This is a genomic window from Mesorhizobium sp. M0062 (genome assembly GCF_040323125.1).
Taxonomy (GTDB): domain Bacteria; phylum Pseudomonadota; class Alphaproteobacteria; order Rhizobiales; family Rhizobiaceae; genus Mesorhizobium.
Window position 1 is genome coordinate 47,454 of the sequence record NZ_JAMYUO010000010.1, and the last position, 22,836, is coordinate 70,289.

A 22,836-nucleotide genomic window follows, 5' to 3' on the forward strand; every position below is an offset into this window, starting at 1 on the left:
GATAGTTTAGCTCAAGCCGAGCACGTCCCGCATGGAATAAAGTCCGGGCTTTTTACCGCGCGCCCAGAGCGCGGCCTTGACCGCGCCGCGGGCAAAGATGGCGCGGTCCTCGGCATGGTGCGACAGCGTGATGCGCTCGCCGGTCCCGGCCAGGATGACGCTGTGGTCGCCGACCACCGAGCCACCGCGCAAGCTGGCAAAGCCGATCGTTCCTGGCTTGCGCACGCCGGTATGGCCGTCGCGTGACCGCACATCGTTGCCGGCAAGGGAAATGCCGCGTCCCGCCGCCGCCGCTTCGCCGAGCAGCAAGGCGGTGCCCGAGGGCGCGTCGACCTTGTGCTTGTGATGCATTTCGAGGATCTCGATGTCGAAATCCTCTGGACCGAGCGCGCGCGCGGCCTGCTCGACCAGCACCGCCAGAAGATTGACGCCGAGGCTCATATTGCCGGATTTGACGATCGTCGCGTGGCGCGCCGCGGCCTCGATCCTGGCGTCGTCTTCCGCCGAGCAGCCGGTGGTGCCGATGACATGGGCAATGCGTGCCTGCGCGGCATAGCCTGCGAATTCGACGGTGGCTGCCGGCATGGTGAAATCGAGCACGCCGTCGGCCTTGGCGAACACCGGCAGCGGATCGTCGCCGATCGTCACATTGATGATGCCGATGCCGGCAAGCTCGCCCGCATCCCTGCCGAGATAGGGCGATCCGGTTCGTTCGACCGCGCCGACGACGCGGGCGCCGGGGATCGAATGGATGGCGCGGATCAGCGTCTGGCCCATGCGGCCGGCCGCCCCCACCACCACCAGGCCCATTTCGCTGGATTCGCTCATGCTGTTCTCCCCACCGCCTTCTTGGCGCGGCTGCGCCGGACCGGAGTTTGGACGGGCTTCGAGTCGTCGACAAGCCCCAGTCCGTTCTTGCCTTGAATGCGGTGGAAGCGGGCGTAGACACTGTTTGGATCGGCCATCAGTGCGGCATGGGTGCCTTCCTCGACCAGGCGCCCCTCTTCAAGCACGATAATGTGGTCGGCGTTGACGACCGTCGACAGGCGATGCGCTATCACGATGGTGGTGCGCCCTTCCATCACGTGGGTCAGGGCCTCCTGGACGCGCGCCTCGGCCTCGTTGTCGAGCGCCGAGGTCGCTTCGTCGAGCAAAAGGATCGGCGCGTTGCGCACGATCGCCCGGGCAATCGAGACGCGCTGGCGCTGGCCGCCGGAAAGTGTCGAGCCGCCCTCGCCGACGGGCGTGTCGTAGCCCTGCGGCTGCTGACGGATGAACTCGTCGGCCGCCGCCAGCACCGCCGCCCGCTCGATCTCGGCGTCGGTCGCCGAAAGTCGGCCAAAACGGATGTTGTCGCGTATGCTGCCTTCGAACAGATAGGGCGCCTGCGAGACATAGGCGATCGAGCCGCGCAGCGAGTGCTTGGTGACTTTGGAAATGTCCTGGCCATCGATCTCGATCGAACCCTTGTCGACATCGTAGAAGCGCTGCAGCAGCGCCACGAGCGTCGTCTTGCCGGCACCCGAGGCCCCGACCACCGCCGTAACCTTGCCGGCCGCGGCGGTGAAACTCAGGTTCCTGATCACCGGCATGTCGGCGCTGTAGCCGAACGTCACATTGTCGAAGCGAACCTCGCCGGTGGTGATCCTGGCTTCGACCGCGTCGGGCGCATCGCCCTGTTTAGGCTCCAGGTCGAGCAGCTCGTAAATCATCCGGGCGTTGACCAGGGCACGTTCCATACCGACCTGCGTACGAGCCAGGCGCCGTGCCGGATCGTAGGCCATGATCAGCGCGGTGATGAAGGAAAACACAGCGCCTGGTGGTTGTCCGAGCACCAGCGCCCGGTAGCCGGAATAGGCAAGGACGGAGGTAATGGCGAGACCGCCCAAAATCTCGGAAATCGGCGACAGCCGCTCCGCGACCCGGGCGATCTTGTTGTTACGCTGCTCGGCCGTATCGGCCATGATGCCGATCCGGCGCGCCAGCTCGGCTTCCAGGGTGAAGGCCTTGACGATGGCGATGCCTTGCGTGGCCTCCTGTACCGACCCGTTCAGCCGCGAGTTGATCAGCACCGATTCCCGGTTGATGCGCCGCAATCGGCGGGTGATGTAGACGACGGCCCAGATCAGCGGCGGCCCGATCAGCAGCGAGCTGAGCGACAACACCGGATCCTGGTAGATCATGACGCCAACGAGGGCGATCAGCGAGACCGCGTCGCGGCTGATGGAGGTCAGCGTCAGCGACAGCAGATCGCGAACGCCGCCGACATTCTCGTTGACCTGTGCCGCCAGCCGACCGGAACGCGTATCGTTGAAGAAGTCGACGCCGAGCTTCATCAGATGGTCGAAGCTGCGCTTCTGGTAGCGGGCGACCAGATTGTTGCCGATCTTGGCCAACGCGACCGCCTGGCCGTAACCGGCGAAGCCGCGCAGCACGGAGGCGGCCATGAACCCGGCGCAGATCCAGACGATCATGTCGCCGCGTCGTTCGTAGAAGATCTCGTTGATCATCGGGGCCATGATCCACGCCGTGAAGGCGGTGGTGGCGGAAACAATCAGCAGGCAGCCGACGGCAACGACATAGGTCCAGCGATATTCACTACCGTTTTCGGCCAGGATGCGGCGCAGCACCGCAGTGACCTCAGCTGGCTGGACTTTCAGTTTGAGTGGACTTTGAGCGGTCAAATCGCGGGCGCTTCGTGGTTTGCTAGAGCATGATGCCGAAAAGTGTGAAGCGGTTTTCGGACGACATCATGCTCTATCTCTTTGATTTAGAGCCGGATGATTTCAGGTCGATTCGATCTGAAATCAACCGGCATCTAGGGATGCCAGGCTGGAATTCGGCCCCCTCTTAGCGCCCCGGCTACGGCTTGCCTATGGCGAAACTTCGTCGGGGCTCGAGGTCAGGGTCACGAAAGCGGCAGCCATTTCCAGGAACAGACCCATGTTCGGGACGAAATGGATCATGCCCGCCAGCGCCGCCCCGCGGTCTGGACGCCGAACAGCGACGGGTTGCGGGCATAGGCGGCAAGGCCCAGAAGCGCTGCCAGCGGGTGGGTGATGACATAGACCGGCATCGAGGCCATCAGCGCGCTGTGCGGCGCTTTGTCCTCGAAGGCGGCACGGAAACTGCCTTCCTTCAGTGCCGGAACGATCTTTTGCGCGATGCCGCCGGTCAAAAACACGCCGCCGCGGCTCATGAACACCAGCGCGAGGTCGCCGGCGGTTCGGCCGAGGCAGGTGACGAACAGCGCCAGCGCTTCCTCGGCAACCGGGTCGGTCTTGGCCAGCGCCGCCCCGGTAATTTCGGCCGGCGTGGTGAACGGCGCCGGCTTGCCGTCGGCCTTGGCGACCGCCCGGTAGACATTGACCAGACCGCGCCCGCACAGGATCTGCTCGCCCGAAATGCGGCCGTCCAGCTTTTCGATATGCGGGAACACCTCGAAATCGCGCGGCGTCCGCGGACCGATATCCATGTGGCCGCCTTCGCCAGGCACCGGTATCCAGTGGTGGAGGGCATGAACCAACCCGGCGACGCCGAGGCCGGTGCCGGGACCGAGCACGACACGCCCGGCATTCTCCTCCGGCGCGCCGCCGCCGATCTTTTCCATGTGCTCTTCGCCGAGCGCCACGACGGCCAGCGCCTGCGCCTCGAAATCGTTGAGCACGACGATGTCGCCCAGGCCCAGATTGGCAAACATCTGCTTCGGCTTCACCACCCAGGGACAGTTGGTAAGCGGGATCTCGTCGCCATCGACCGGTCCGGCGATGGCCAGCACTGCCGAATTCGGCCGGATGGACGACCGGTCGAGCACCGCCGCCTGGATCGCCTCGTCTATGGTGGCGAAATTGGCGGTTTGCACGATATGCGGCTCACCGGCTTCCGAATTTGCGTCGAGCACGATCGAAAAGCGCGCATTGGTGCCGCCGATGTCGCCGATCAGCACTGGAAACCGCAACGCGGTGTCGTCGTCGCCTGACATGCTCTTGCTCGTCCCCTTTGCGGCGCCGTTGCGACCGTTTCAATCGCCCGGTTTTCAATCGCCCGGTTTTCAATCGCCCGGTGTTCAATCGCCCGGTGTTCAATCGATTGACTAGCGCATGGCCCCGGAAAGGGAAAGCGTCAGTTCGCCATCACTGTCCGACGTTTGCCGGCGGCCGTCGCCTTGGCAGGGGAATGCCGATCTCCGGCGTGGCGGTGAAGGCGTTGGCTGCGTTTGGCAAGCCGCCCGCATTGCCCGCAATAGGCGGAGGCGCGTCGGGTTCCGGCGCCCTGGCGGCGATCGGCACGCCGCCGCCGCGATAGGTGACGGCTTCGGCCGAGTCCGCGTCGGGCTGGTCAAGCACGAACTGGCATTGTTTCGGCAGGTTCGCCATCGTCATCAGGTCGCGCGCCTTGGGCGCATCCGGGTTCTTGTTGGGGCGCCACGGCTCCTCGGTAAACCACCAGGCCAGCGGCTTGCCGCAGCCGTCATCGTCGGGCGTCGCTTCCTGTCCCTTGCAGTTGGGCGAACCCCGCTGGCAGCCGATGCGGATGTGGAAATGATAGTCATGGCCCCAGAACGGCCGGATTTTTCTCAGCCAGGTACGGTCGCCGGTGACGGTGTCGCACAGCTTCTTCTTGATCCCAGGATTGACCAGGATGCGCTCGACTTCCGGATAGCTCGCCGCGCGCTTCAACAGCTTGGTATGCATCGGCTTCCACAGCCTGTCCTTCACCAGATGCGTCTTGTCGTCGACCATCAGCGTGGCGCTGATGTTTTCGCGCTCCTGGGTGGTGAGCTTGCGGTCGGGCATTGGCGTCAGCCAGATGTCGGCGTCGAGGCCGATCTGGTGCGAGGCGTGCCCGGTCAGCATCGGCCCGCCGCGCGGCTGCGAAATGTCGCCGATCAGAAGCCCCGGCCAGCCGTCGGCGGCGGCATCGCGCGACAGTTTCTCGATCAGCGCAATCATCGTTGGATGACCCCAGCGCCGGTTGCGCGAGGGACGCATCACCTCCCAGTTCTGGCCGTCCATCGGAATGGCGACGCCGCCAGTGAAGCAGCCCTTTGAATAGAAGCCGAAGGATTGCGCCGCAGCCACCGCCGGCAGCTTCTTGGCGCCGAACAGGTCTTTTGCCCGTGGCTCGGCCGTGATTGCGCCCGCCACCAGCCCGGCCAGCGCCACGATCGCCAGCGCCGCCGTCAGGAACGGCCGTCTGCCGGTCAAGGATCGCATCGAAATCGTCATGAACCCCACTGCAAAAGTCCGCAACACAATCGAATCATATCACCCTCGGGCTCGCGTTTCGATTATCTACCTTCATCGGGCTGCGCGGCTCGCCGTCGCGCCAGCTGCCGTCGGCCCACATCCGATCGAACGCCTGGCGGTAGTCCGGATAGCGGAACCGGTAGCCCGCTGCCTTGATCGCGGCGTTGGCGACGCGCTTGTTCTCGCCATAGAAGGACCGCGCCATGGGCGAAAGTTGGGCGGTCTCGAAAGGAATCTCCGGCGGCGGCTCGACGCCCATCAGCGAAGCGGCATAGGTGACGACATCCTGCGGCGGCGCCGGCTCGTCATCGGTGATGTTGAAAATGCCGCCTCTATTGCCACCGATGAGGTGCCAGAGCGCGCCGGCGATGTCGTCGCAATGGATGCGGTTGAACACCTGGTCGGGCTTGACCAGCCGCCTGGCCGTGCCGTTTTCCAGATTGACCAGCGCGTTGCGACCCGGCCCGTAAATGCCGGAAAGCCGCAGGATGGCCACCGGCTTGCCGGTCCCGAGTCCAAGCTGCAGCCAGCCCCGCTCGGCCGCCACTCGCATCGACGAGCGTTTCGACACCGGCCGGCATTCGGCCGTTTCATCGACCCAGGCACCGTCATAATTGCCATAGACGCCGACGGTCGAGAGATAGCCGATCCAGCGAAGCGCCGGCATCGCCTCGATCGCCTTGCGCGCGGCGAGAAGCACAGGGTCGCCGGCCTCCTCCGGTGCCACCGAGACGACGAGATGGGTGGTCTTTTCCAGCGCATCGCCGATTTCAGGGGTCAGGGCGCCGTCGAACAGCAGCGGCGCGATGCCGACCTGCCGCAGCGCGTCGAATTTTTCCAATGAGCGCGTGGTGCCAAAAATGAGATTCTTGTGAAGAGGGGCGCCCACACTACCCCTCCCCACAAGGGGGAGGGAACGCTGCCGCGCGCTCTTACCGATCCCAGTCGCTGGGTCTGCGAAGGTAGGCGCTTCCGCGAGTTCCCCTCCCCCTTGTGGGGAGGGGTTAGGGGTGGGGGTATTCGTAGTGCGCAAACCGTGCCAGCCCGCATTGGCCCGTGCAAAGGCTTTGCCCGAATAGCCGGCGCCGAAGATAAAAACCTGTTTTTCGCTCATGCGTGCGCCTCAATTGGCAATACGGACAGCCATTCGCCCCGCACTGTCGTGTCGGTTTCAGTGTTCGAGTAGATCGCCGCCTGCCTGTTGAATTCGGCGGCCGGCACCAGCCGCGCCAGCGCCCAGATCGCCGCGCCGCGCACCAGCGGCGAGGCGTCGCCAAGGAGGGCGCGCACCGGGCCGGCCAGCGAAACATCGCCGGAATTGCCGGCGGCGGTCAGCACGTTGCGGACAAAGCGGTCGCGGCCGATGCGTTTGATCGGCGAGCCCGAGAAGAAAGACCGGAACGCCGTGTCGTCCAGCTGCAACAGCTCGCCCAGCGGCGGCTCGCGCAGTTCGTCGCGGGCAGCAAGCTTGGCTTCCGAAGCGGCGCGGGCAAACTTGTTCCACGGGCAGGCGGCGAGACAATCGTCGCAGCCATAGATGCGGTTGCCGATCTTTTCGCGGAATTCTTGCGGGATCGGCCCCTTGTTCTCGATGGTCAGGTAGGAGATGCAGCGCCTGGCATCGAGCCGATAGGGCGCCGGAAAGGCATCGGTCGGGCAGGCGTCGAGACAGGCGCGGCAGGAACCGCAATGGTCTACCTCGGTCGCATCGGGCGTGAGCTCAGCCGTGGTGAAGATGGTGCCGAGAAACAGCCAGGAGCCGTGCTCGCGGCTGACCAGATTGGTATGCTTGCCTTGCCAGCCGAGCCCGGCGGCCTCAGCCAGCGGCTTTTCCATCACGGGCGCCGTATCGACGAAAACCTTCACGTTGCCGCCGGCCCGCGCGACGATCTTGCCGGCGATCTCCTTCAGCCGGCCCTTCATCACCTCGTGATAGTCGCGGTTTTGCGCATAGACCGAGATCGCGCCGCGATCGCGCCTTGCCTGCAGCGCACGCGGATCGTGGTCGGGGCCGTAATTCATTGCCAGCACGATGATCGAGCGCACCTCGGGCCACAGCGTCGAAGGCTCGCTACGGCGTTGAAGCGTCTCCGCAATCCACGCCATCGAACCGTGAAAACCATCGGCGACGAATTCGGCCAATCTGGCTGGCGCCAGCGGGATCGCATCGGGCGTGGTGACGGCAACCGCATCGAAGCCGGCGCGCCGCGCCTCGGCGTCGACTAGCGCGCGCAGGGTTTGGCTTCTAGAAGTCGAGGTCCGCATAATGCGACACCGGCGACAGGCCGCGCACCCGGTCGGAGAGCAGCGGCCGGAACGACGGCCGCGATTTCACCCGCGTGTACCATTCGCGCGCCGCGGCATGCTCGCGCCAATCGATCTCGCCGAGATAATCCAGCACCGACAGCGTCGCGGCCGCCGCCAAGTCGGCATAGGTGACCTTGCTGCCGGCCAGCCAATGACGGGTGCCGGCCAGCCAGTTGGTGTACTTCATGTGCTGGCGAATGTTGGCGCGCGCCGCGCGGATCGCCGCCGAATCGGGGGAACCGCCGCCCGCCGTTTCCGGCATCACCGGCTTCAGCACGCGCTCGCGCACCAGATGCCGGGTCACTTCGCTCTCGGCCTTGTTGAGATACCAGTCTGTGAGACGGCGGATTTCGGCGCGCTGCATCGGGTCTTCGGCAAACAGGCGCTTGTCGCGCTTCAGGACGCCACGTGTCTCGTCAAGATATTCCGCGATCACCATGGCGCCGACGATCGGCACGTCGCCCTCGGCAAGCAGGATAGGCAAGGTGCCGGCCGGGTTCAGCGCCAGAAATTCCTTGCGCCGCGTCCACGGTTTTTCCTCGATCAGCGCCAGCTCCTCGCCATATTCGCCGAAGGCGAGGCGCACGAAGCGGCAGGTGGCGAACATCGGGTGATGGAAAAGCGTCAGCATGATTCCGCGATATTAAGGCGCACTGGCGAATCGCCGTCCGCACCGGTAAGTCTTGGCGGCCCGTCATGCGGCCGTCACGGTGCTGCGACCTATAGGGGGACTTCCGCGCCGTGACAAGCAAGCCATTCGCAAGCCGTTTCCTTCCGTCCCTTGAATGCCGAGGTTGCCATGGATAGCCACACCATCGTCGAAGCCCTGCTGCTCGGCCTGCTGGAGGGGCTGACCGAGTTCATCCCGGTCTCCTCGACCGGCCATATCCTGCTCGCCGGCCATTTCCTCGGCTTCCATTCCACCGGCAAGGCCTTTGAGATCCTGATCCAGCTGGGCGCCATCCTGGCGATCCTCAGCGTCTATTTCCGCCGCCTGTGGCAGATGCTGCTCGACCTGCCGCATGATCGGCTGACGCGGCATTTCGTCATCGGCATCCTGATTGCCTTCCTGCCGGCCGCCATCATCGGCGCGCTGGCGCATGATTTCATCAAGACGGTGCTGTTCGAATCGCCAAGGCTGATCTGCATCATGCTGATCGTCGGCGGCGTCGTGCTGTTGGTCGTCGACCGCATGAAGCTGCAGCCGGTCTATCGCGATGTCGAGCGCTTCCCGACAAGGCTTTATTTGCAGATCGGCCTGTTCCAGTGCCTGTCGCTGATCCCCGGCACGTCGCGCTCCGGTTCGACCATCGTCGGCGCGCTGCTGCTGGGCGTCGACAAGCGCGCGGCGGCGGAATTCTCCTTCTTCCTCGCCATCCCGACCATGGTCGGCGCCTTCGCCTTCGATCTGTTCAAGAACCGCAACGTGCTGAGCAGCGCCGACCTGCCGATCATCGCCATCGGCTTCGTCGCCGCCTTCGTTACCGCGCTGATCGTCGTGCGCTTCCTGCTCGATTACGTCTCGCGCAACGGCTACTCGCTGTTCGGCTGGTGGCGGCTGGTGGTGGGCAGTGTGGGGTTGGTGGCGCTGATGATCTGGGGGTGAGCTTTACCCTCCCCCTTGTGCCCCCCTTGTGGGGGTCCGAAGGACGGGCGAGACAGGCGGCTCGCCCCGGTCAGTCGATCCGCAAAGCGGATCGGGGTGGGGGGTCGGCGCACACCCCCGCCCCGTTTCGCCAACGACGCGTCGCTTGCTCACCGACCCTCCCTACAAGGGGGAGGGTAAAGGCCGCTAACTCCTCCCATAAAACGCGTTCTCGACATGCACCGGCCAGCGCCAGGGCAGCACCGCGATCATGTCGAAGCGCATCGACAATCTGCCATAATCCGGTTGGCGCGACAGCCAGATGTCGGCCGCGCCCTCGATGCGGCGCTCCGATTCGTGGCCGATCGCCTCCGTCGCTTCCATCAGCGTGCGCCGCGCCTTGACCTCGACGAACAGCACTTGGTCGCCGCGCCTGGCGATCAGGTCGATCTCGCCGAAGCGGGTGCGATGCCGGCGGGCGAGGATGCGATAACCTTTCAGCATCAGCGCCGCCGCCGCCAGCCACTCGCCGCGATGGCCGCGCCGATAGGCTTTTTGGCGGCTGGCGGCCGGGCGCTCAGCCACCTTCGCCTTCTCCAACCGCATCCCTGAGTTCCAGCAGCCGCCGGTAGAGCGACTGCTTCTGCCCGCCAGTCATCTTCGCCGCTTCCGCCGCCGCCTTGGACGCCGGCATTTCGGCGGCCAGCGACAGCAGCAGCCTGTCGATGTCGGCGGGTTGGTCGGCCTTGATCTCGGCGGGCCCGACGCAGATGACGATCTCGCCCTTCGGCGTGTCAGCCGCCGCATAGTGGTCGGCCAGCGCCTGCAGCGTTCCCGTCCGCATCTCTTCAAAAGTCTTGGTCAGCTCGCGGCCGATGGCGGCCTTGCGCGCGCCGCCCAACGCCTCGACCATGGCGACCAGCGTATCGGCCAGCCGGCGTGGCGACTCGAAGAAGATCAGCGTTGCCGGCACCGCCCTGAACGTTTCGAGCTTTGTCAGCCGCTGCCCTGATTTCACCGGCAGAAATCCGGCGAACAGGAAGGCGTCGGACGGCAGGCCCGACGCCGTCAGCGCCGCCAGCGGCGCCGATGGGCCGGGGATCGGCACCACGCGCAGGCCGCGCTCCAGCGCTTCGCCGACCAGCCGGTAGCCTGGGTCGGAGATCAGCGGCGTGCCGGCATCCGAAATCAGCGCCACGCTCTGCCCGGCCTCGAGAGCCGCGATCAGCTTCGGCCCGGCCTCGCCGGCGTTGTGCTCGTGATAAGCGGTGGTGCGCCGCCGGATGCCGTAGCGATCGAGCAACACGCGCGAGACGCGAGTGTCCTCGCAGGCGACGATGTCGGCGGCGACCAGCGTCTCCAGCGCGCGCAGCGTGATGTCGGAGAGGTTGCCGATCGGCGTCGCCACCAGATACAGCGCCGGCGCCACCGACCGGACCGCGATCTCGGTCTGCCCGATCACATAGCTGCGCTTCTCGCCGGTCACCGGGGTCTCTCCATTTCGCCCTGTTTGGCACGGCGCGCGCCGGGTTGCAAAATCCCGAACGTCGAGCCAAACCTGACGCCGATGTAACCCGGCGGCCATGTCTTTGCCACAGTGGGGAACGAAAGCGTGGCTGGCGGATTGAATACCTGAGTCTCTTGAGGAGGAGGACAGGATGGACAGCCTGGAATTGCAGGACGTTTTCGAGCCCTATTATGCCGAGCGCAAGCGCTTCACTGCGCGAAAGGGCAAGCGTGCGCTCGCCGAAAGCGACACCGGCCTGGCCAGTCGGGCGGCCACCGCCTTGCCGACGAATGTCAGGCTTTCGGACAACAAACCGGACAGCACGATGGAGCACTGACCGTACGATGCCCAATCGTTTCGATATCTTCATCACCCGTCTTGAAACGAAGAGCGCCCGCGAAGGCGCGCCGCCGCATCCGATGAACGACCAGAACAGCGTCCGCCGGGACAAGAGCGACGCCAAGCCGGCCCGAAACGGAGAGGCGCATGCCGAGAAACACCGCGGCAAGCGCCGCTTCAAGCACGACGCTTGACGAAGAGCACGTTTTTCAAAGGCGTTATCGCGCCAAATCCGCCACCACGGCATCGAGCACGATCATGCCGGCTGGCGTGGCGCGTAGCCTGGCATTGCCGATCGGCGCCACCAGCCCCTCATCCTGCAGCACGGTCAGCCGGGCGCTCGACAGGCCGCGCCCGGAAAACGCCTCGTAGCGGGAGAGGTCGATGCCTTCGGCCAACCTCAGCCCCATCAGCAGGAACTCGTCGGCCTCTTCGGAGCGCGTCAGGATCTCGCCGCCGGTGACGCCATGGCCCCTGGCCTCCACCAGATTGGCCCAGGTCTCCGGCATCCGCTCGGCGATCGTCACGGTGCGGTGGCCGTTCTCGATAAAGCGGCCATGCGCGCCCGGTCCGACGCCGACATATTCGCCATAGCGCCAATAGGTCAGATTGTGCCGGCTCTCGGCGCCCGGCCTGGCGTGGTTGGAAATCTCATAGGCCGGCAGGCCATGCGCCGCGGTGACCTCCTGAGTCAGCGCATAGAGATCGGCGGCCCGGTCATTATCGGGGATGATGAATTTCTTCGCCGCATGAAGGGCATGGAACGGCGTGCCTTCCTCGATGGTCAGCTGGTAGAGCGACAGATGGTCGGCGGCATGGCCGATCGCCTGTTCGAGCTCCGCCTGCCAGTCGTCCAGCGTCTGGCCGGGGCGGGCGTAGATCAGGTCGAAGGAGAGTCTTGGGAATATGTCCCGTGCCAGGCCAATTGCATGCAGCGCCTCCTCGACATTGTGCAGCCGGCCGAGGAAGCGCAGATCCTTGTCGTTCAGCGCCTGCACGCCGAGCGACACGCGGTTGACGCCGGCGGCGCGGTAGCCGCGAAAGCGCTCGGCCTCTACCGAAGATGGATTGGCTTCCAGCGTCACCTCGATGCCGTCGGGCACCGTCCAATTCTTCGCCACGGCGTCCAGCACCGCCGCCACCGTCTGCGGCTGCATCAGCGACGGTGTGCCGCCGCCGAGAAAGATGCTGGTCACTTCGCGCGGCCCGGTCCGCTCGCTCATGGTCTTCAGCTCGGTCTCGAAGGCGCGGGCAAAGCGCTCCTGGTCGACCGGCTGGTGACGGACATGGCTGTTGAAGTCGCAATACGGGCATTTGGCCGCGCAGAACGGCCAATGGATGTAGACGCCGAAGCCCGGGCTGCGGTCCAGCGACATTAAGCTGAGCCTAACCTGGCGCGGGCGAATTTCTGGAAGGCGCGGGCGCGGTGCGACAGCGCCGTCGGCTGGCCGGGCTTCCAGCCGTGTTTTTCCTCAGCGCTCATCTCGCCGAACGTCTTTTCGAAACCGTCCGGCAAAAACACCGGGTCGTAGCCGAAGCCGAGTTCGCCGCGCGGCGGCCACACCAGCGTTCCCTCAGCTTCGCCGCGATAATATTCAGCCTCGCCATTGGGGAAGGCCAGACAGATGACGGCGACGAACCGCCCCTTGCGCTGCGCTGGCTCGGCGGCGCCGACCTCCTGCAAGGCCACTTCGGTGCGTTGCATGGCCATCCCGAAGTCGCGGCTGCCGTCGGGAGCTTCGGCCCAATTGGCGGTGTAGACGCCGGGGGCGCCGTCGAGCGCGTCGACGCACAGGCCCGAATCGTCCGACAGCGCCGGCAGGCCGGTCGCCTTAGCCGCGGCGAAGGCCTTGATGTAGGCGTTTTCCTCGAAGGTGGTGCCGGTCTCCTCCGGTTCCGGCAGGCCGTAGTCCTTGGCCGACTTCGCCTCGAAGCCGAACGGACCCATCAAGTCGGCGAATTCGCGCAGCTTGCCTTCATTGTGGCTGGCAACGACGATCTTCTTTCCATCGAGAGAATGCATCAAAGGCCCCAGATCCTTGGCTCGGCGAATTCGATCGAATTGCCCGAGGGGTCGCGTATGTAGATCGAGCGCCCGCCCTGCGGCCATTCGAATTCGCTTTCGATGGCGATGTTTTTCGCCTCAAGTTGCGGCTTCCACTGTGCGAGTTCATCCGCACTTGCGGCAAAGCAGAGATGGCCCTCGCCGACCGCGCCATGTGGCGGCACTTTCAGCCGCGCATCGGGCGCCGGCGGGATTTTGGTGGCTTCGGCGTTGAAGATGAGCAGCACGCCCGGGCCGCAGCGGAAGAAGAGATGGCGGCCGTCGACCTTGCCGAGGAGAGGGAGGCCGAGGACGTTGGAGTAGAAGGCTTCGGCAGCGGCGAGATCCGTGACGTAAAGCGCTGACTCAAGAATAGCGGAGGGTTGCATCAGGCACCCCCCTCTGCCCTGCCGGGCATCCCCCCCGCAAGGGGGGAGATTGGCAGTTCCGCTGGCGGCGTCTCAACGTTGATGGTTGGCGAAAACGGTAGCGACCTCTGATCTCCCCCCTTGCGGGGGAGATGGCCGGCAGGCCAGAGGGGGGTGTGAAGGATCGCCGACGTCATCACGTTAAATTCAATCAAGCCACAGCCATCTGCTGCAAGCTCACCAGCCGCTGAATGCCCTTCTTGGCAAGGCCCATCAGCTCCGCGAACTGCCCTTCCGAGAAAGGCTCGCCCTCGGCGGTGCCCTGGATCTCGACGATGCCGCCCTTGCCGGTCATGACGAAATTGGCGTCGGTGCCGGCAGATGAATCCTCGATGTAGTCGAGGTCGATGACCGGCTGGCCGTCATGGATGCCGCAGGAAATTGCCGCGACATGGTCCTTCAGCACCTTGGCAACACTGGCCATCTGCCGCGCTTCCATCCAGCGCAGGCAATCGTAGAGCGCCACCCAGCCGCCGGTGATCGAGGCCGTGCGGGTGCCGCCATCGGCCTGGATGACGTCGCAGTCGACGGTGATCTGCTGTTCGCCCAGTGCCTGCAGGTCGACAACGGCGCGCAAGGAGCGGCCGATCAGCCGCTGGATTTCCAGCGTGCGGCCGCCTTGCTTGCCGGCCGAGGCTTCACGGCGCATGCGCTCGCCGGTCGAACGCGGCAGCATGCCGTATTCCGCCGTCACCCAGCCCTTGCCGGAATTGCGCATCCAGCCCGGCACCTTTTCCTCCAGGCTCGCCGTGCACAACACATGCGTGTCGCCGAATTTCACCAGGCACGAGCCCTCGGCGTGTTTGGAGACGCCGCGCTCGAAGGAGATGGCGCGCATTTCGTCGGCTTGGCGTTTGGAAGGGCGCATCGAGGCCTCTTTCTGTTCTTTTACGGTTGCGTCGGCGGCTTGTAGACGCATGCAGCCCATGGCGCAAAGGAAAAGGCCGGGCGATCTGGCACAGACGCCGGGTTGCGCGGGGGCGATGGAAGTCTATATCCTTGAGCCGGAGGTTTTTGGCTCGAATGACCAAGGCAGTCACCGAACCCAGTCTGCTGGCGCCCGCGCTGCAATCGCTCGACATGCGTTCGCGCGACATTTTCCGGCGCATCGTCGAATCCTATCTGAAGGACGGTGAGCCTGTGGGATCGCGCAGCCTGTCGCGCATCCTGCCGTCGTCGCTGTCGCCGGCCACCATCCGCAACGTGATGAGCGACCTCGAGCATCTCGGCCTGATCTATGCCCCGCACATCTCGGCCGGGCGCCTGCCGACGCAGACCGGCCTGCGCTTCTTCGTCGATGCCTTCATGGAGCTTGGCGATCTCTCCGACGAGGAACGCCGGGTCATCGAGGCGCAGGTGCGCGCCTCCGGCTCGGGCGCGACGCTGGAACACATGCTGACCGAGGCCAGCCAGATGCTGTCGGGCATGTCGCGCGGCGCCGGCCTGGTGCTCGCCACCAAGAACGAGGTGGCGCTGAAGCACATCGAGTTCATCCAGCTCGAGCCGACCAAGGCGCTGGCGGTGATGGTGTCGCAGAATGGCGATGTCGAGAACCGCGTCGTCGACCTGCCGGCCGGCATCACCGTCTCGCAGCTGCACGAGGCCTCCAACTTCCTCAACGCCCATATCAGGGGCCGCACGCTCGCCGAGGCGCGCATCGAGATCGCCCGCATCAAGGACGAGACCAGGGCAGCGCTGGACACGCTGTCGCAGGATCTGGTCGAGAAAGGCCTGGCGGTGTGGGCCGGCGCCGATAGCGGCCTGCCGGCGCGCCTTATCGTGCGCGGCCGCGCCAATTTGCTCGAAAACGTCACCGCCCAGGCCGATATCGAATTGCTGCGCCACCTGTTCGAGGATCTGGAGACGCAGGACGGGCTGATCCAGCTGCTCGACCTCGCCGAGGACGGCCCCGGCGTGCGGATCTTCATCGGCTCGGAAAACAAGCTGTTCTCGCTCTCCGGCTCGTCGCTGGTCGTGGCGCCTTACCGCGACAAGGACGCCCGCGTCGTCGGCGCGCTCGGCGTCATCGGCCCGACCAGGCTGAATTATGCCCGCATCGTGCCTATGGTCGACTACACTGCGCAATTGATTACCCGGATGTTAAGATAATTCCGAAGCCGGGATCACCGTAAAGGAGGGCGCAGAATGGCGCTTGAATCGTTCAAGGCCCAGATCAGCATGCTGCTCGAAGAAATGGTCAACCAGCCGGAGGACGAGCACGAAATCCAAGAGCAGCTGCGCGAAAAACTGCGCGAAATGCGCGCCATGGGCTTGCCGCTGCCGGAAGATCTCGTCGCATTGGAAAAGCGTCTCGACGACGATCTCGACGTCGAAGAGGAAAGTTGAGCGGTTCTCTCGTCGAATCTGCGCGCGCGCACGCTTCTCTTTTGCGGCGGCCGCACAATATCTCCCTTGTGCATGACGCGCCGACCGGCGCGAGTTCGAGGAGAACAGCATGATCCGGATTGCCGGCTTGGCAGGCCTTGCCCTGCTTCTGGCCACCAGCACCTTCGCCCAGGAGGCCGATCAACCGCTGCTGACCGGCAAAGACGCTTTCGGCGACTGGACGGCCGACAAGCCAGGTGTGCGCCGGCTAATCAAGCCGGATGATCTGCAAAAGCCCAACATCACCGAATCCGCCTCCAACAGCGCCGGCCTTGGCGATCGGCCCGAGGGCGCGAAGCCCGTCCTGCTGCCTGGGTTTTCGGCCGAACTGGTTGCTTCCGGCATTTCCAATCCGCGGGTCGTGCGCGTGGCGCCGAACGGCGACCTGTTCGTCGCCGACAGTGACGCCAACCAGATCCGCGTCTATCGGCTGGCCAAGGGTAGCGCGAAGCCGGCCGAAGAGGGCATTTTTGCCGACAATCTAAACCAGCCCTATGGCATCGCCTTCTACCCGCCTGGCGACAAGCCGCAATGGGTCTACGTCGCCAACAACGACAGCGTGGTCCGCTACGCCTATCGCGACGGCGACCTTAAAGCCTCCGGCGAACCGGAGACGATTGTCTCCGACATCCCTACCGGCGGCCACTGGACCCGCGATATCGCCTTCTCGCCGGACGGGAAGACGCTGTATCTCTCGGTCGGCTCCGGATCGAACGTCGCGGAGGGCATGCAGAAGGCACCGAAGGGCGGCCTTGACGCCTGGGCAAAATCACAGCCACTCGGCGCCACCTGGGGTTCCGAGGATGGCCGTGCCGACGTGCTGGCCTTCGGCCCCGACGGCAAGAATGGCCGCATCCTCGCTACCGGCCTGCGCAATTGTTCGGGCATGACCGTGCAACCGGCCACCGGCGCGCTGTGGTGTGTCGTCAACGAGCGCGACGGTCTCGGCGACGATGTGCCGTTCGAATATGCCACCTCAGTCAAGGACGGCGCCTTCTATGGCTGGCCCTGGTATTATATCGGCGCCAACGAGGACCCGCGTCACGAGGGCGCGCGCCCAGACCTCGCCGGCTCGGTCACCGTGCCCGACGTGCTGATGCAGGCGCATTCGGCGCCGCTCAACATCGCCTTCTATGGCGGCGGCAATTTCCCGGCAGAGTACAAGGATGACGCCTTCGTCGCCCTGCACGGCTCCTGGAACCGTGGTATGAGGACCGGCTACAAGGTGGTGCGGCTGAGATTCAGCGACGGCAAGCCGACCGGCGAGTACCAGGATTTCATCACCGGCTTCGTCCTCTCCGACGACGCCGTCTGGGGCCGGCCGGTCGGCGTCGCGGTGGCCAAGGACGGCGCGCTTATCGTCACCGAGGATGGCAACGGCACCATCTGGCGCATCACCCATGTCGATGGCCCATCCTGAGCCGGCGAACAGCGCAATCCGGCCCTAATGCACGTCCCGATGGATCACCTTGGGATAGGTATGGATCACCTCGGCCGATGAGACGCGGTCATCAAAACCGGTATCCCTGAGATTGAAGAGGCCGACCGAGCCGAAGGACTTCTTCGCCCCTTGCGCGAAGCGGCTGTCGCTGAAATCGTGCTCGTAAAGGCTCACCGTGACGTGGCCGGCATTGAGCTTCGGCACGTAAACACTGCTGATGGTGTCGTTGGCGACGCCCAGTTGGTTGATGTGGAAGCGATAGAGGTCCTGCACCATGCGCCGGGCCGCATTGCCATTGATCATCCAGTATTCGCGGCGCGATGCGCGGTTCGGGTCGATGAGTTTGAGCGGCGCCTTGCGGCCAAGCCCGAGCCAGTGCTCGAACACCATCACATTGGCGCCCCAGGGATAGGGATAATTGGACTTGTCGATGATGCGTGGCGGGCCATCCTCGGCAATCTCGGCGGTATCGACATAATCCAGGCATTGCAGCTGGAACGACGCTTCCACGTTGAGGTCGGTATTGCGCGGATCGGCAGCAATGATGCGCCAGTCCGAGACCGGCGGATATTTGGTGTCGAGGTCGATGTAGAATTCGCCTTTGGCGGTGTCGTCGGGGTCTATCTTTTGCGGTCCGTCACGCTCGATCGCCACCAGCCGCACCTTGAAGCGGTTGTTGACGACCAGCGGATAGATCATCGGACGAACGGGGTAGGCGCCAGGGTTCCGGCTGTCGGTAAAATATCCAGTCTGCGGAACGACATCGCTATCGCCCTTGTCGAACAGGCTGAAAGCCTGACGCCCCTCGAACCACAGATACCATTCCAGCTCGTGGACGTGACCGCGTGCTTCGGAATAGTTGTTGGGCATCCACTTCATGAGCTGGATGTGAAGTCTTTTGGCTAACATGGGTGCTCCTGCCGTTCGGAGCCATGCGAGATAGCCGACCGCCTTCGGGGCGTAAGTGAACCATCTCTCGCTTTCAGGCGAGGATGACCGGCTTTCATGCCCTGCTTGGCGCAATCGAATCCGTTTTGCCGTTGCAGGCTTTCATGGCATCAGAGTCGTTTCACGAGGTGCGACCGTCATGACCCTCACCGGCTTCCTTGCCTATAGTGCTGCGCTGGGCATCGCCGCCGCCATTCCCGGGCCCGGCGTCACCGCGCTTGTGGCGCGGGCGCTCGGATCCGGCTTCCGCTCATCGCTGGCGATGTCGTTCGGCCTGATGCTCGGCGACCTCATTTATCTCACCGCGGTGGTGCTCGGCCTTGCCTTTGTCGCGCAAAGCTTCGGCATGGTGTTTCTCGCCATCAAATGGCTGGGCGTCTCCTATCTCGCCTTTCTCGGCTGGCGTTTCTGGACGGCCGGGATCACGCCCGAGCCTGTCGAGGCCAGGAAAGGCAAGGGCGGCCTGGTATCGAGCTTCCTTGCCGGCCTCACCGTCACGCTGGGCAACCCGAAGACGATGATCTTCTACCTCGCCATCACGCCAACCATCGTCGACCTGAAGACCATCACGCTCGCCGACTACGGCATCCTGGTCGCGCTCACCGTTATCGTGCTCTTCGTGGTGCTTGTGCCCTATCTGGCGCTGGCAGCCAAGGCGCGCTGGTTCCTGAAATCGCCACGCGCGCTGAAGGCGCTGAACCGCACCGCCGCCGGCTTCATGGTGGGCGCGGCCGCTGCCATTGCCGCACGTCAGTAGATCGGTTCAGGCCCATCCATTCCGCCGATCGGTCCATCCGGAAAATGCGGCTTGAGGAGACAAGCGTTTTCAGCAAGCGGCCCACTCGATATTTTCGGCCGGCAGCCTATCTTGCGCGGGCGAAAGCCCTATTCTGTCTTCCGACGCCAATTGCCTGATCTGATTTGGGAGCGAAACTAATGAACAAGCCTTCCGCGCGCGCGCCCGGCCGCGGCCGTGTCTACAACTCGATCACCGAGACGATCGGCGACACGCCGCTGGTGCGGCTCGACAAGTTCGCCAAGGAGAAGGGCGTCGTTGCCAACCTTCTTGCCAAGCTCGAATTCTTCAATCCGATCGCCTCGGTCAAGGACCGCATCGGCGTTTCCATGATCGAGGCGCTGGAAGCGTCGGGCCGGATCAAACCCGGCAAGACGACGCTGATCGAGCCGACCTCGGGGAATACCGGCATCGCGCTCGCCTTCGCCGCCGCCGCCAAGGGCTACAAGCTGATCCTGACCATGCCCGAAACCATGTCGGTGGAGCGCCGCAAGATGCTGGCGCTGCTCGGCGCCGAACTGGTGCTGACGGAAGGGCCGAAAGGCATGAAGGGCGCCATCGCCAAGGCCGACGAACTGGCCGCCACCCTGCCTGACGCCGTCATCCCGCAGCAGTTCGAAAACCCGGCTAATCCGGAGATCCACCGCCGCACCACCGCCGAGGAGATCTGGAACGACACCGATGGCGGGGTCGACATCTTCGTCGCCGGCATCGGTACCGGCGGCACCATCACCGGCGTCGGACAGGTGCTGAAGCAACGCAAGCCCTCGGTGCATGTCGTCGCCGTCGAGCCGGAGGCCTCGCCGGTGCTGTCGGGCGGCCAGCCCGGCCCGCACAAGATCCAGGGCATCGGCGCCGGCTTTGCGCCCAAGATCCTCGACACCTCGATCTATGACGAGATCGTCAAGGTCTCCAACGAGGATTCGGTCGCCAACGCCCGCCTCGTCGCCCGCCTTGAAGGCGTGCCGGTCGGCATCTCGTCGGGCGCTGCCCTGCAGGCCGCCATCGCCGTCGGGTCGCGGCCGGAGAACAAGGGCAAGAACCTGGTGGTGATCATCCCGTCCTTCGCCGAGCGCTATCTGTCGACGATCCTGTTCGACGGGCTGGGGGCTTAACGTCTTAACTGGATAGGCGGCGATCCTTCGCACCCCCCTCTGCCCTGCCGGGCATCGGGGGGTGCTGTCCCTCCGACATCGGAAGTCTCATGGCTGGACCGCAGAAAACCCGGCCGTGGCGTCCGCCACCGGCTTGAGCGGGAGGCGGCTTCAGGGTCAAATCGCCCCGGCCTGCTTCGCGCGGGCAGGGGGAGAATCACATGTACAGACTTTACACGCGCCCAGGCAGTGGCGGTTTCGTCGTCGAGGCCGCATTGGCGCTGGCAAACGCGCAATTCGACCAGATCGATGTGCCCAAGAAGGATCCGCCGGACCCGGCTTTCCTCGACATCAGCCCGTTGAATCAGGTTCCGGTGCTGACCTTGCCCAACGGTCAATCGATAACCGAATCGGCGGCGATCTGCATCCTGCTTGCCGAGCGCCATCCGGAGGCGGGTCTGGCACCGGCCGCCGGATCCCCGGATCGCGCCGGTTTCCTGCGCTGGATGGCGTTCATGTCGTCGGCGCTCTACCCCGCCATCCTGCGCCTCTACTATGCCCATCGCTACACCACCGATGCCGACGGCAAGAAAGCCGTCAAGCAGGCAGCCATTGCCGAGATGGACCGCGGCTTCGCCATTGTCGATGCAGCCCTCGAGGGGCGCGGCTGGCTGGTCGGCGACGCGATGTCGCTGGCCGACATCTACCTCGTCATGCTGGTGGCCTGGCACCCCGACATGGACAAGGCGCGGGCCGACTGGCCGAACATCGAACGCTTATGGTCGGCGCTGCGCGCGCATCCGCTGATGAAACGGCTCAACACCGCGCATGAGATGTGGCCGGCCTGAACGGACGCTTCAATTTCGCAGGATCGCCCGTTTCGCCTGCAGGAAGCGGCGCACGGCGGGGTCGCGTTCAAGGCCGATCGCCCGGTCATAGGCTTCGACCGCTTGCGCCGCATTGCCGAGCCTGGCCAGCAGGCCGGCGCGGGCGGCCCAGTAGGGCTGATAGTCGTTGAGCCGCTTGTCGTCGCCCAGCACGTAGAGCGCCGCCAGTCCTGCCGCCGCCCCTTCGGCCTCGGCAATCGCCACTGCGCGGTTGATCGAAATCACCGGCGAGCCTGATATCGCCGACAGCGCATCGTAGAAGTTACGGATCGCCGCCCAATCGGTTTGGCCGGTCCGTCGCCGCGTCGCATGCACCGATTGTACCGCCGCTTCGAGCTGATAGCGGCCGATGACGCCCATGGTGGCGGCGCGGCCCAGCAGCGCCTCGGCTTCGTCGATCAGCGCGTGATCCCAAAGACGGCAATCCTGGTCGGCGAGCGGCACATAATCTCCAGCCGCATCGCGCCGCGCCGGGCGCCGCGCCTCGGCAAACAGCATCAGCGCCAGCAGGCCGAGCGCTTCCGGTTCGTCCGGCATCAGTGACGCCACCAGCCGCCCGAGCCAGATGCCTTCGGTCGCCAGATTGCGCGCTCTCGTCTCGGTCCCTGCCGGGTCGGTCCAGCCTTCGGCGAAAGCCGCGTAGATCGCTTCCAGCACCGTTTCCAGCCGCTCGCCGAGTTCGGCCCGATCCGGCACGCGGAACGGAATGCCGATCTCGCGGATGCGGCTCTTGGCACGCACCAGACGCTGGCCCATCGTCGCCGGCGAAACCAGGAAGGCCGAGGCGATCGTCGCCGCGTCGAAACCCAGAACCGTCTGCAGGATCAGCGGCGCCCGCACGCTGGCTTCGATCGCCGGATGCGCACATGCAAACATCAGCCTGAGACGTTCGTCGGGAAGGTCTTCGTCTTCCATGCTCGCCTCCATCTCCTCGGCCATCAGCTTGAGATGGTCGCGGCTCGCCTCGCTGGTCAGCCGACGGCGCACCGCGTCGACGCGCCGCCGGCGCGCCACGGCCAGCAGCCATGCTTCCGGCTTGTCGGGCACGCCGGTCTGTGGCCAGCGCTCCAGCGCCGCGGCGAAGGCCTCGGCCAGCGCGTCCTCGGCGCCGGCCACGTCGCGGGTGCGCGCCGCTAGCCAGGCGACCAGCTTGCCGTAACTCTGCCGGGCGGCCGCTTCGGCCGCCGCCCGCGCGATCTCCGGGCGATTGTCCATCACGGTTTCATTTCTTGGGCATGTAGTCGGCCATTTCCCAGATCGGCCGCAACTCGACCGTGCCGGCGCTCGCCGCCGGACAGCGCGCCGCCCACTCGATGGCGGTATCGATATCGGCCGCCTCGATCATGTAGAAGCCGGCAAGCTGCTCCTTGGTGTCGGCATAGGGGCCGTCGATCACGTTGGTCTTGCCGTCTGTGATCCGCACCGAGGTGGTCGCCTGGGTCGGGCGCAACCGTTCGCCGGCGAGCCATGCGCCGGATTTCTTCAACGCTTCGGTATAGGCGGCATATGCTGCGCTCATCTGCTGAGCCTTCTCGATTGGCGTGTTCGCCTGCGCGGCTTCGTCGCTGTTGATCAAAAGCATGTATCGCATGGGTCTTCTCCCGTGGTTTCGCAGGCCGCGTCCTAGCGGGGCCAGACGTATGTCGCGCGGCGGCGGCCGATTTCGACAGGCTTCAGAAAAAACTTTCGCCTCCGCCAGGAGATTTCGCAAGGACCAGATGTTCCTTCGTCTGCTGGCGGATGACCGGCAGCGGACTGGCCGTGGCTCCGCACAGCACTATCCTCTGTCGTTGGCGGGCACGTCACACGAGGCGTGGGAGAAGAGA

At 65.0% G+C, this 22,836-nt stretch carries 25 protein-coding genes; 9 read left to right on the forward strand and 16 right to left on the reverse strand.

The genetic code is table 11. From position 1 onward, the window contains the following. Positions 1-6 precede the first annotated feature (6 nt). The 7 genes from dapB to NKJ64_RS14300 form a co-directional block, all read right to left on the reverse strand. Positions 7-828 (reverse strand): 4-hydroxy-tetrahydrodipicolinate reductase, encoded by an 822-nt coding sequence (dapB, locus tag NKJ64_RS14270; protein ID WP_023726737.1) that lies wholly within the window; start codon positions 826-828, stop codon positions 7-9. Next, complete coding sequence (locus tag NKJ64_RS14275; protein ID WP_023681221.1) at positions 825-2,684, reverse strand: ABC transporter ATP-binding protein; 1,860 nt, start codon at positions 2,682-2,684, stop codon at positions 825-827. Before NKJ64_RS14275 ends, dapB begins: the two co-directional genes overlap by 4 nt. A gap of 278 nt (positions 2,685-2,962) precedes the next feature. After that, complete coding sequence (locus NKJ64_RS14280) at positions 2,963-3,982, reverse strand: glucokinase (RefSeq protein WP_023726739.1); 1,020 nt, start codon at positions 3,980-3,982, stop codon at positions 2,963-2,965. A 151-nt stretch (positions 3,983-4,133) separates the two neighbouring features. Then, positions 4,134-5,216 (reverse strand): penicillin-insensitive murein endopeptidase, encoded by a 1,083-nt coding sequence (gene mepA / locus NKJ64_RS14285; protein ID WP_373432844.1) that lies wholly within the window; start codon positions 5,214-5,216, stop codon positions 4,134-4,136. A gap of 46 nt (positions 5,217-5,262) precedes the next feature. After that, the gene (locus NKJ64_RS14290; protein WP_352462806.1) at positions 5,263-6,363 is read right to left on the reverse strand and encodes an SDR family oxidoreductase; all 1,101 of its coding nucleotides are present in this window, start codon (positions 6,361-6,363) and stop codon (positions 5,263-5,265) included. Then, positions 6,360-7,514, reverse strand: a complete 1,155-nt coding sequence (queG, locus tag NKJ64_RS14295; RefSeq protein ID WP_352462807.1) for a tRNA epoxyqueuosine(34) reductase QueG — start codon at positions 7,512-7,514, stop codon at positions 6,360-6,362. Before queG ends, NKJ64_RS14290 begins: the two co-directional genes overlap by 4 nt. Further along, positions 7,495-8,187, reverse strand: a complete 693-nt coding sequence (locus NKJ64_RS14300) for a glutathione S-transferase family protein (RefSeq protein ID WP_023672063.1) — start codon at positions 8,185-8,187, stop codon at positions 7,495-7,497. The genes queG and NKJ64_RS14300 overlap by 20 nt, the downstream gene beginning before the upstream one ends. Before the next feature lie 168 nt (positions 8,188-8,355). Between NKJ64_RS14300 and NKJ64_RS14305 the strand changes: the two genes are divergently transcribed. After that, positions 8,356-9,162 (forward strand): undecaprenyl-diphosphate phosphatase, encoded by an 807-nt coding sequence (locus tag NKJ64_RS14305; protein WP_352462808.1) that lies wholly within the window; start codon positions 8,356-8,358, stop codon positions 9,160-9,162. A gap of 186 nt (positions 9,163-9,348) precedes the next feature. On the opposite strand, the gene NKJ64_RS14310 is transcribed toward NKJ64_RS14305, so the two are convergent. Beyond that, positions 9,349-9,726 (reverse strand): YraN family protein, encoded by a 378-nt coding sequence (locus NKJ64_RS14310; RefSeq protein WP_352462809.1) that lies wholly within the window; start codon positions 9,724-9,726, stop codon positions 9,349-9,351. Further along, a complete protein-coding gene (gene rsmI, locus NKJ64_RS14315) occupies positions 9,719-10,627 on the reverse strand; it encodes a 16S rRNA (cytidine(1402)-2'-O)-methyltransferase (RefSeq protein WP_352462810.1) in 909 nt (302 codons plus the stop codon). Before rsmI ends, NKJ64_RS14310 begins: the two co-directional genes overlap by 8 nt. Before the next feature lie 172 nt (positions 10,628-10,799). Between rsmI and NKJ64_RS14320 the strand changes: the two genes are divergently transcribed. Beyond that, entirely contained in the window at positions 10,800-10,985 is a 186-nt protein-coding gene (locus NKJ64_RS14320) for a hypothetical protein (RefSeq protein WP_352462811.1), read from the forward strand. A gap of 7 nt (positions 10,986-10,992) precedes the next feature. Beyond that, positions 10,993-11,181 (forward strand): hypothetical protein, encoded by a 189-nt coding sequence (locus tag NKJ64_RS14325; RefSeq protein WP_352462812.1) that lies wholly within the window; start codon positions 10,993-10,995, stop codon positions 11,179-11,181. 24 nt (positions 11,182-11,205) lie between these two features. Here NKJ64_RS14325 and hemW read toward each other — a convergent pair whose 3' ends face one another. The 4 genes from hemW to rph all read right to left on the reverse strand — a co-directional run bounded on the left by hemW (position 11,206) and on the right by rph (position 14,327). Next, positions 11,206-12,363, reverse strand: coding sequence for a radical SAM family heme chaperone HemW (hemW, locus tag NKJ64_RS14330; protein ID WP_023816141.1), 1,158 nt, complete (start codon positions 12,361-12,363; stop codon positions 11,206-11,208). After that, positions 12,363-13,010, reverse strand: a complete 648-nt coding sequence (rdgB, locus tag NKJ64_RS14335) for an RdgB/HAM1 family non-canonical purine NTP pyrophosphatase (protein WP_023816142.1) — start codon at positions 13,008-13,010, stop codon at positions 12,363-12,365. Before rdgB ends, hemW begins: the two co-directional genes overlap by 1 nt. Beyond that, on the reverse strand, positions 13,010-13,420 hold the full coding sequence (locus NKJ64_RS14340) for a VOC family protein (RefSeq protein WP_352462813.1): 411 nt from the start codon (positions 13,418-13,420) through the stop codon (positions 13,010-13,012). The genes rdgB and NKJ64_RS14340 overlap by 1 nt, the downstream gene beginning before the upstream one ends. A gap of 190 nt (positions 13,421-13,610) precedes the next feature. Next, positions 13,611-14,327: a ribonuclease PH gene (rph, locus tag NKJ64_RS14345; protein WP_023672052.1), complete on the reverse strand. Its 717-nt coding sequence runs from the start codon at positions 14,325-14,327 to the stop codon at positions 13,611-13,613. A gap of 155 nt (positions 14,328-14,482) precedes the next feature. On the opposite strand from rph, the gene hrcA reads away from it, so the two are divergent. The 3 genes from hrcA to NKJ64_RS14360 all read left to right on the forward strand — a co-directional run bounded on the left by hrcA (position 14,483) and on the right by NKJ64_RS14360 (position 17,264). Continuing rightward, positions 14,483-15,568, forward strand: a complete 1,086-nt coding sequence (gene hrcA, locus NKJ64_RS14350) for a heat-inducible transcriptional repressor HrcA (RefSeq protein WP_023681233.1) — start codon at positions 14,483-14,485, stop codon at positions 15,566-15,568. Between the two features lie 36 nt (positions 15,569-15,604). Beyond that, positions 15,605-15,805 carry a hypothetical protein gene (locus NKJ64_RS14355; protein WP_023672050.1) on the forward strand — a complete coding sequence of 67 codons (201 nt, stop codon included), beginning with the start codon at positions 15,605-15,607 and terminating at the stop codon, positions 15,803-15,805. 109 nt (positions 15,806-15,914) lie between these two features. Then, the gene (locus tag NKJ64_RS14360; RefSeq protein WP_352462814.1) at positions 15,915-17,264 is read left to right on the forward strand and encodes a PQQ-dependent sugar dehydrogenase; all 1,350 of its coding nucleotides are present in this window, start codon (positions 15,915-15,917) and stop codon (positions 17,262-17,264) included. Positions 17,265-17,288: 24 nt separating this feature from the next. On the opposite strand, the gene NKJ64_RS14365 is transcribed toward NKJ64_RS14360, so the two are convergent. Continuing rightward, positions 17,289-18,194, reverse strand: coding sequence for a hypothetical protein (locus NKJ64_RS14365; protein ID WP_352462815.1), 906 nt, complete (start codon positions 18,192-18,194; stop codon positions 17,289-17,291). Positions 18,195-18,372: 178 nt separating this feature from the next. On the opposite strand from NKJ64_RS14365, the gene NKJ64_RS14370 reads away from it, so the two are divergent. The 3 genes from NKJ64_RS14370 to NKJ64_RS14380 all read left to right on the forward strand — a co-directional run bounded on the left by NKJ64_RS14370 (position 18,373) and on the right by NKJ64_RS14380 (position 20,971). Further along, positions 18,373-18,990: a LysE family translocator gene (locus tag NKJ64_RS14370; RefSeq protein ID WP_352462816.1), complete on the forward strand. Its 618-nt coding sequence runs from the start codon at positions 18,373-18,375 to the stop codon at positions 18,988-18,990. Between the two features lie 179 nt (positions 18,991-19,169). Continuing rightward, positions 19,170-20,144 (forward strand): cysteine synthase A, encoded by a 975-nt coding sequence (cysK, locus tag NKJ64_RS14375; RefSeq protein WP_023681236.1) that lies wholly within the window; start codon positions 19,170-19,172, stop codon positions 20,142-20,144. A 200-nt stretch (positions 20,145-20,344) separates the two neighbouring features. Then, positions 20,345-20,971 carry a glutathione S-transferase family protein gene (locus NKJ64_RS14380; protein WP_352462817.1) on the forward strand — a complete coding sequence of 209 codons (627 nt, stop codon included), beginning with the start codon at positions 20,345-20,347 and terminating at the stop codon, positions 20,969-20,971. A gap of 9 nt (positions 20,972-20,980) precedes the next feature. Here NKJ64_RS14380 and NKJ64_RS14385 read toward each other — a convergent pair whose 3' ends face one another. Further along, the gene (locus NKJ64_RS14385) at positions 20,981-22,225 is read right to left on the reverse strand and encodes an RNA polymerase sigma factor (protein WP_352462818.1); all 1,245 of its coding nucleotides are present in this window, start codon (positions 22,223-22,225) and stop codon (positions 20,981-20,983) included. Positions 22,226-22,232: 7 nt separating this feature from the next. Then, on the reverse strand, positions 22,233-22,601 hold the full coding sequence (locus tag NKJ64_RS14390; protein WP_023744856.1) for a YciI family protein: 369 nt from the start codon (positions 22,599-22,601) through the stop codon (positions 22,233-22,235). Positions 22,602-22,836 lie beyond the last annotated feature (235 nt).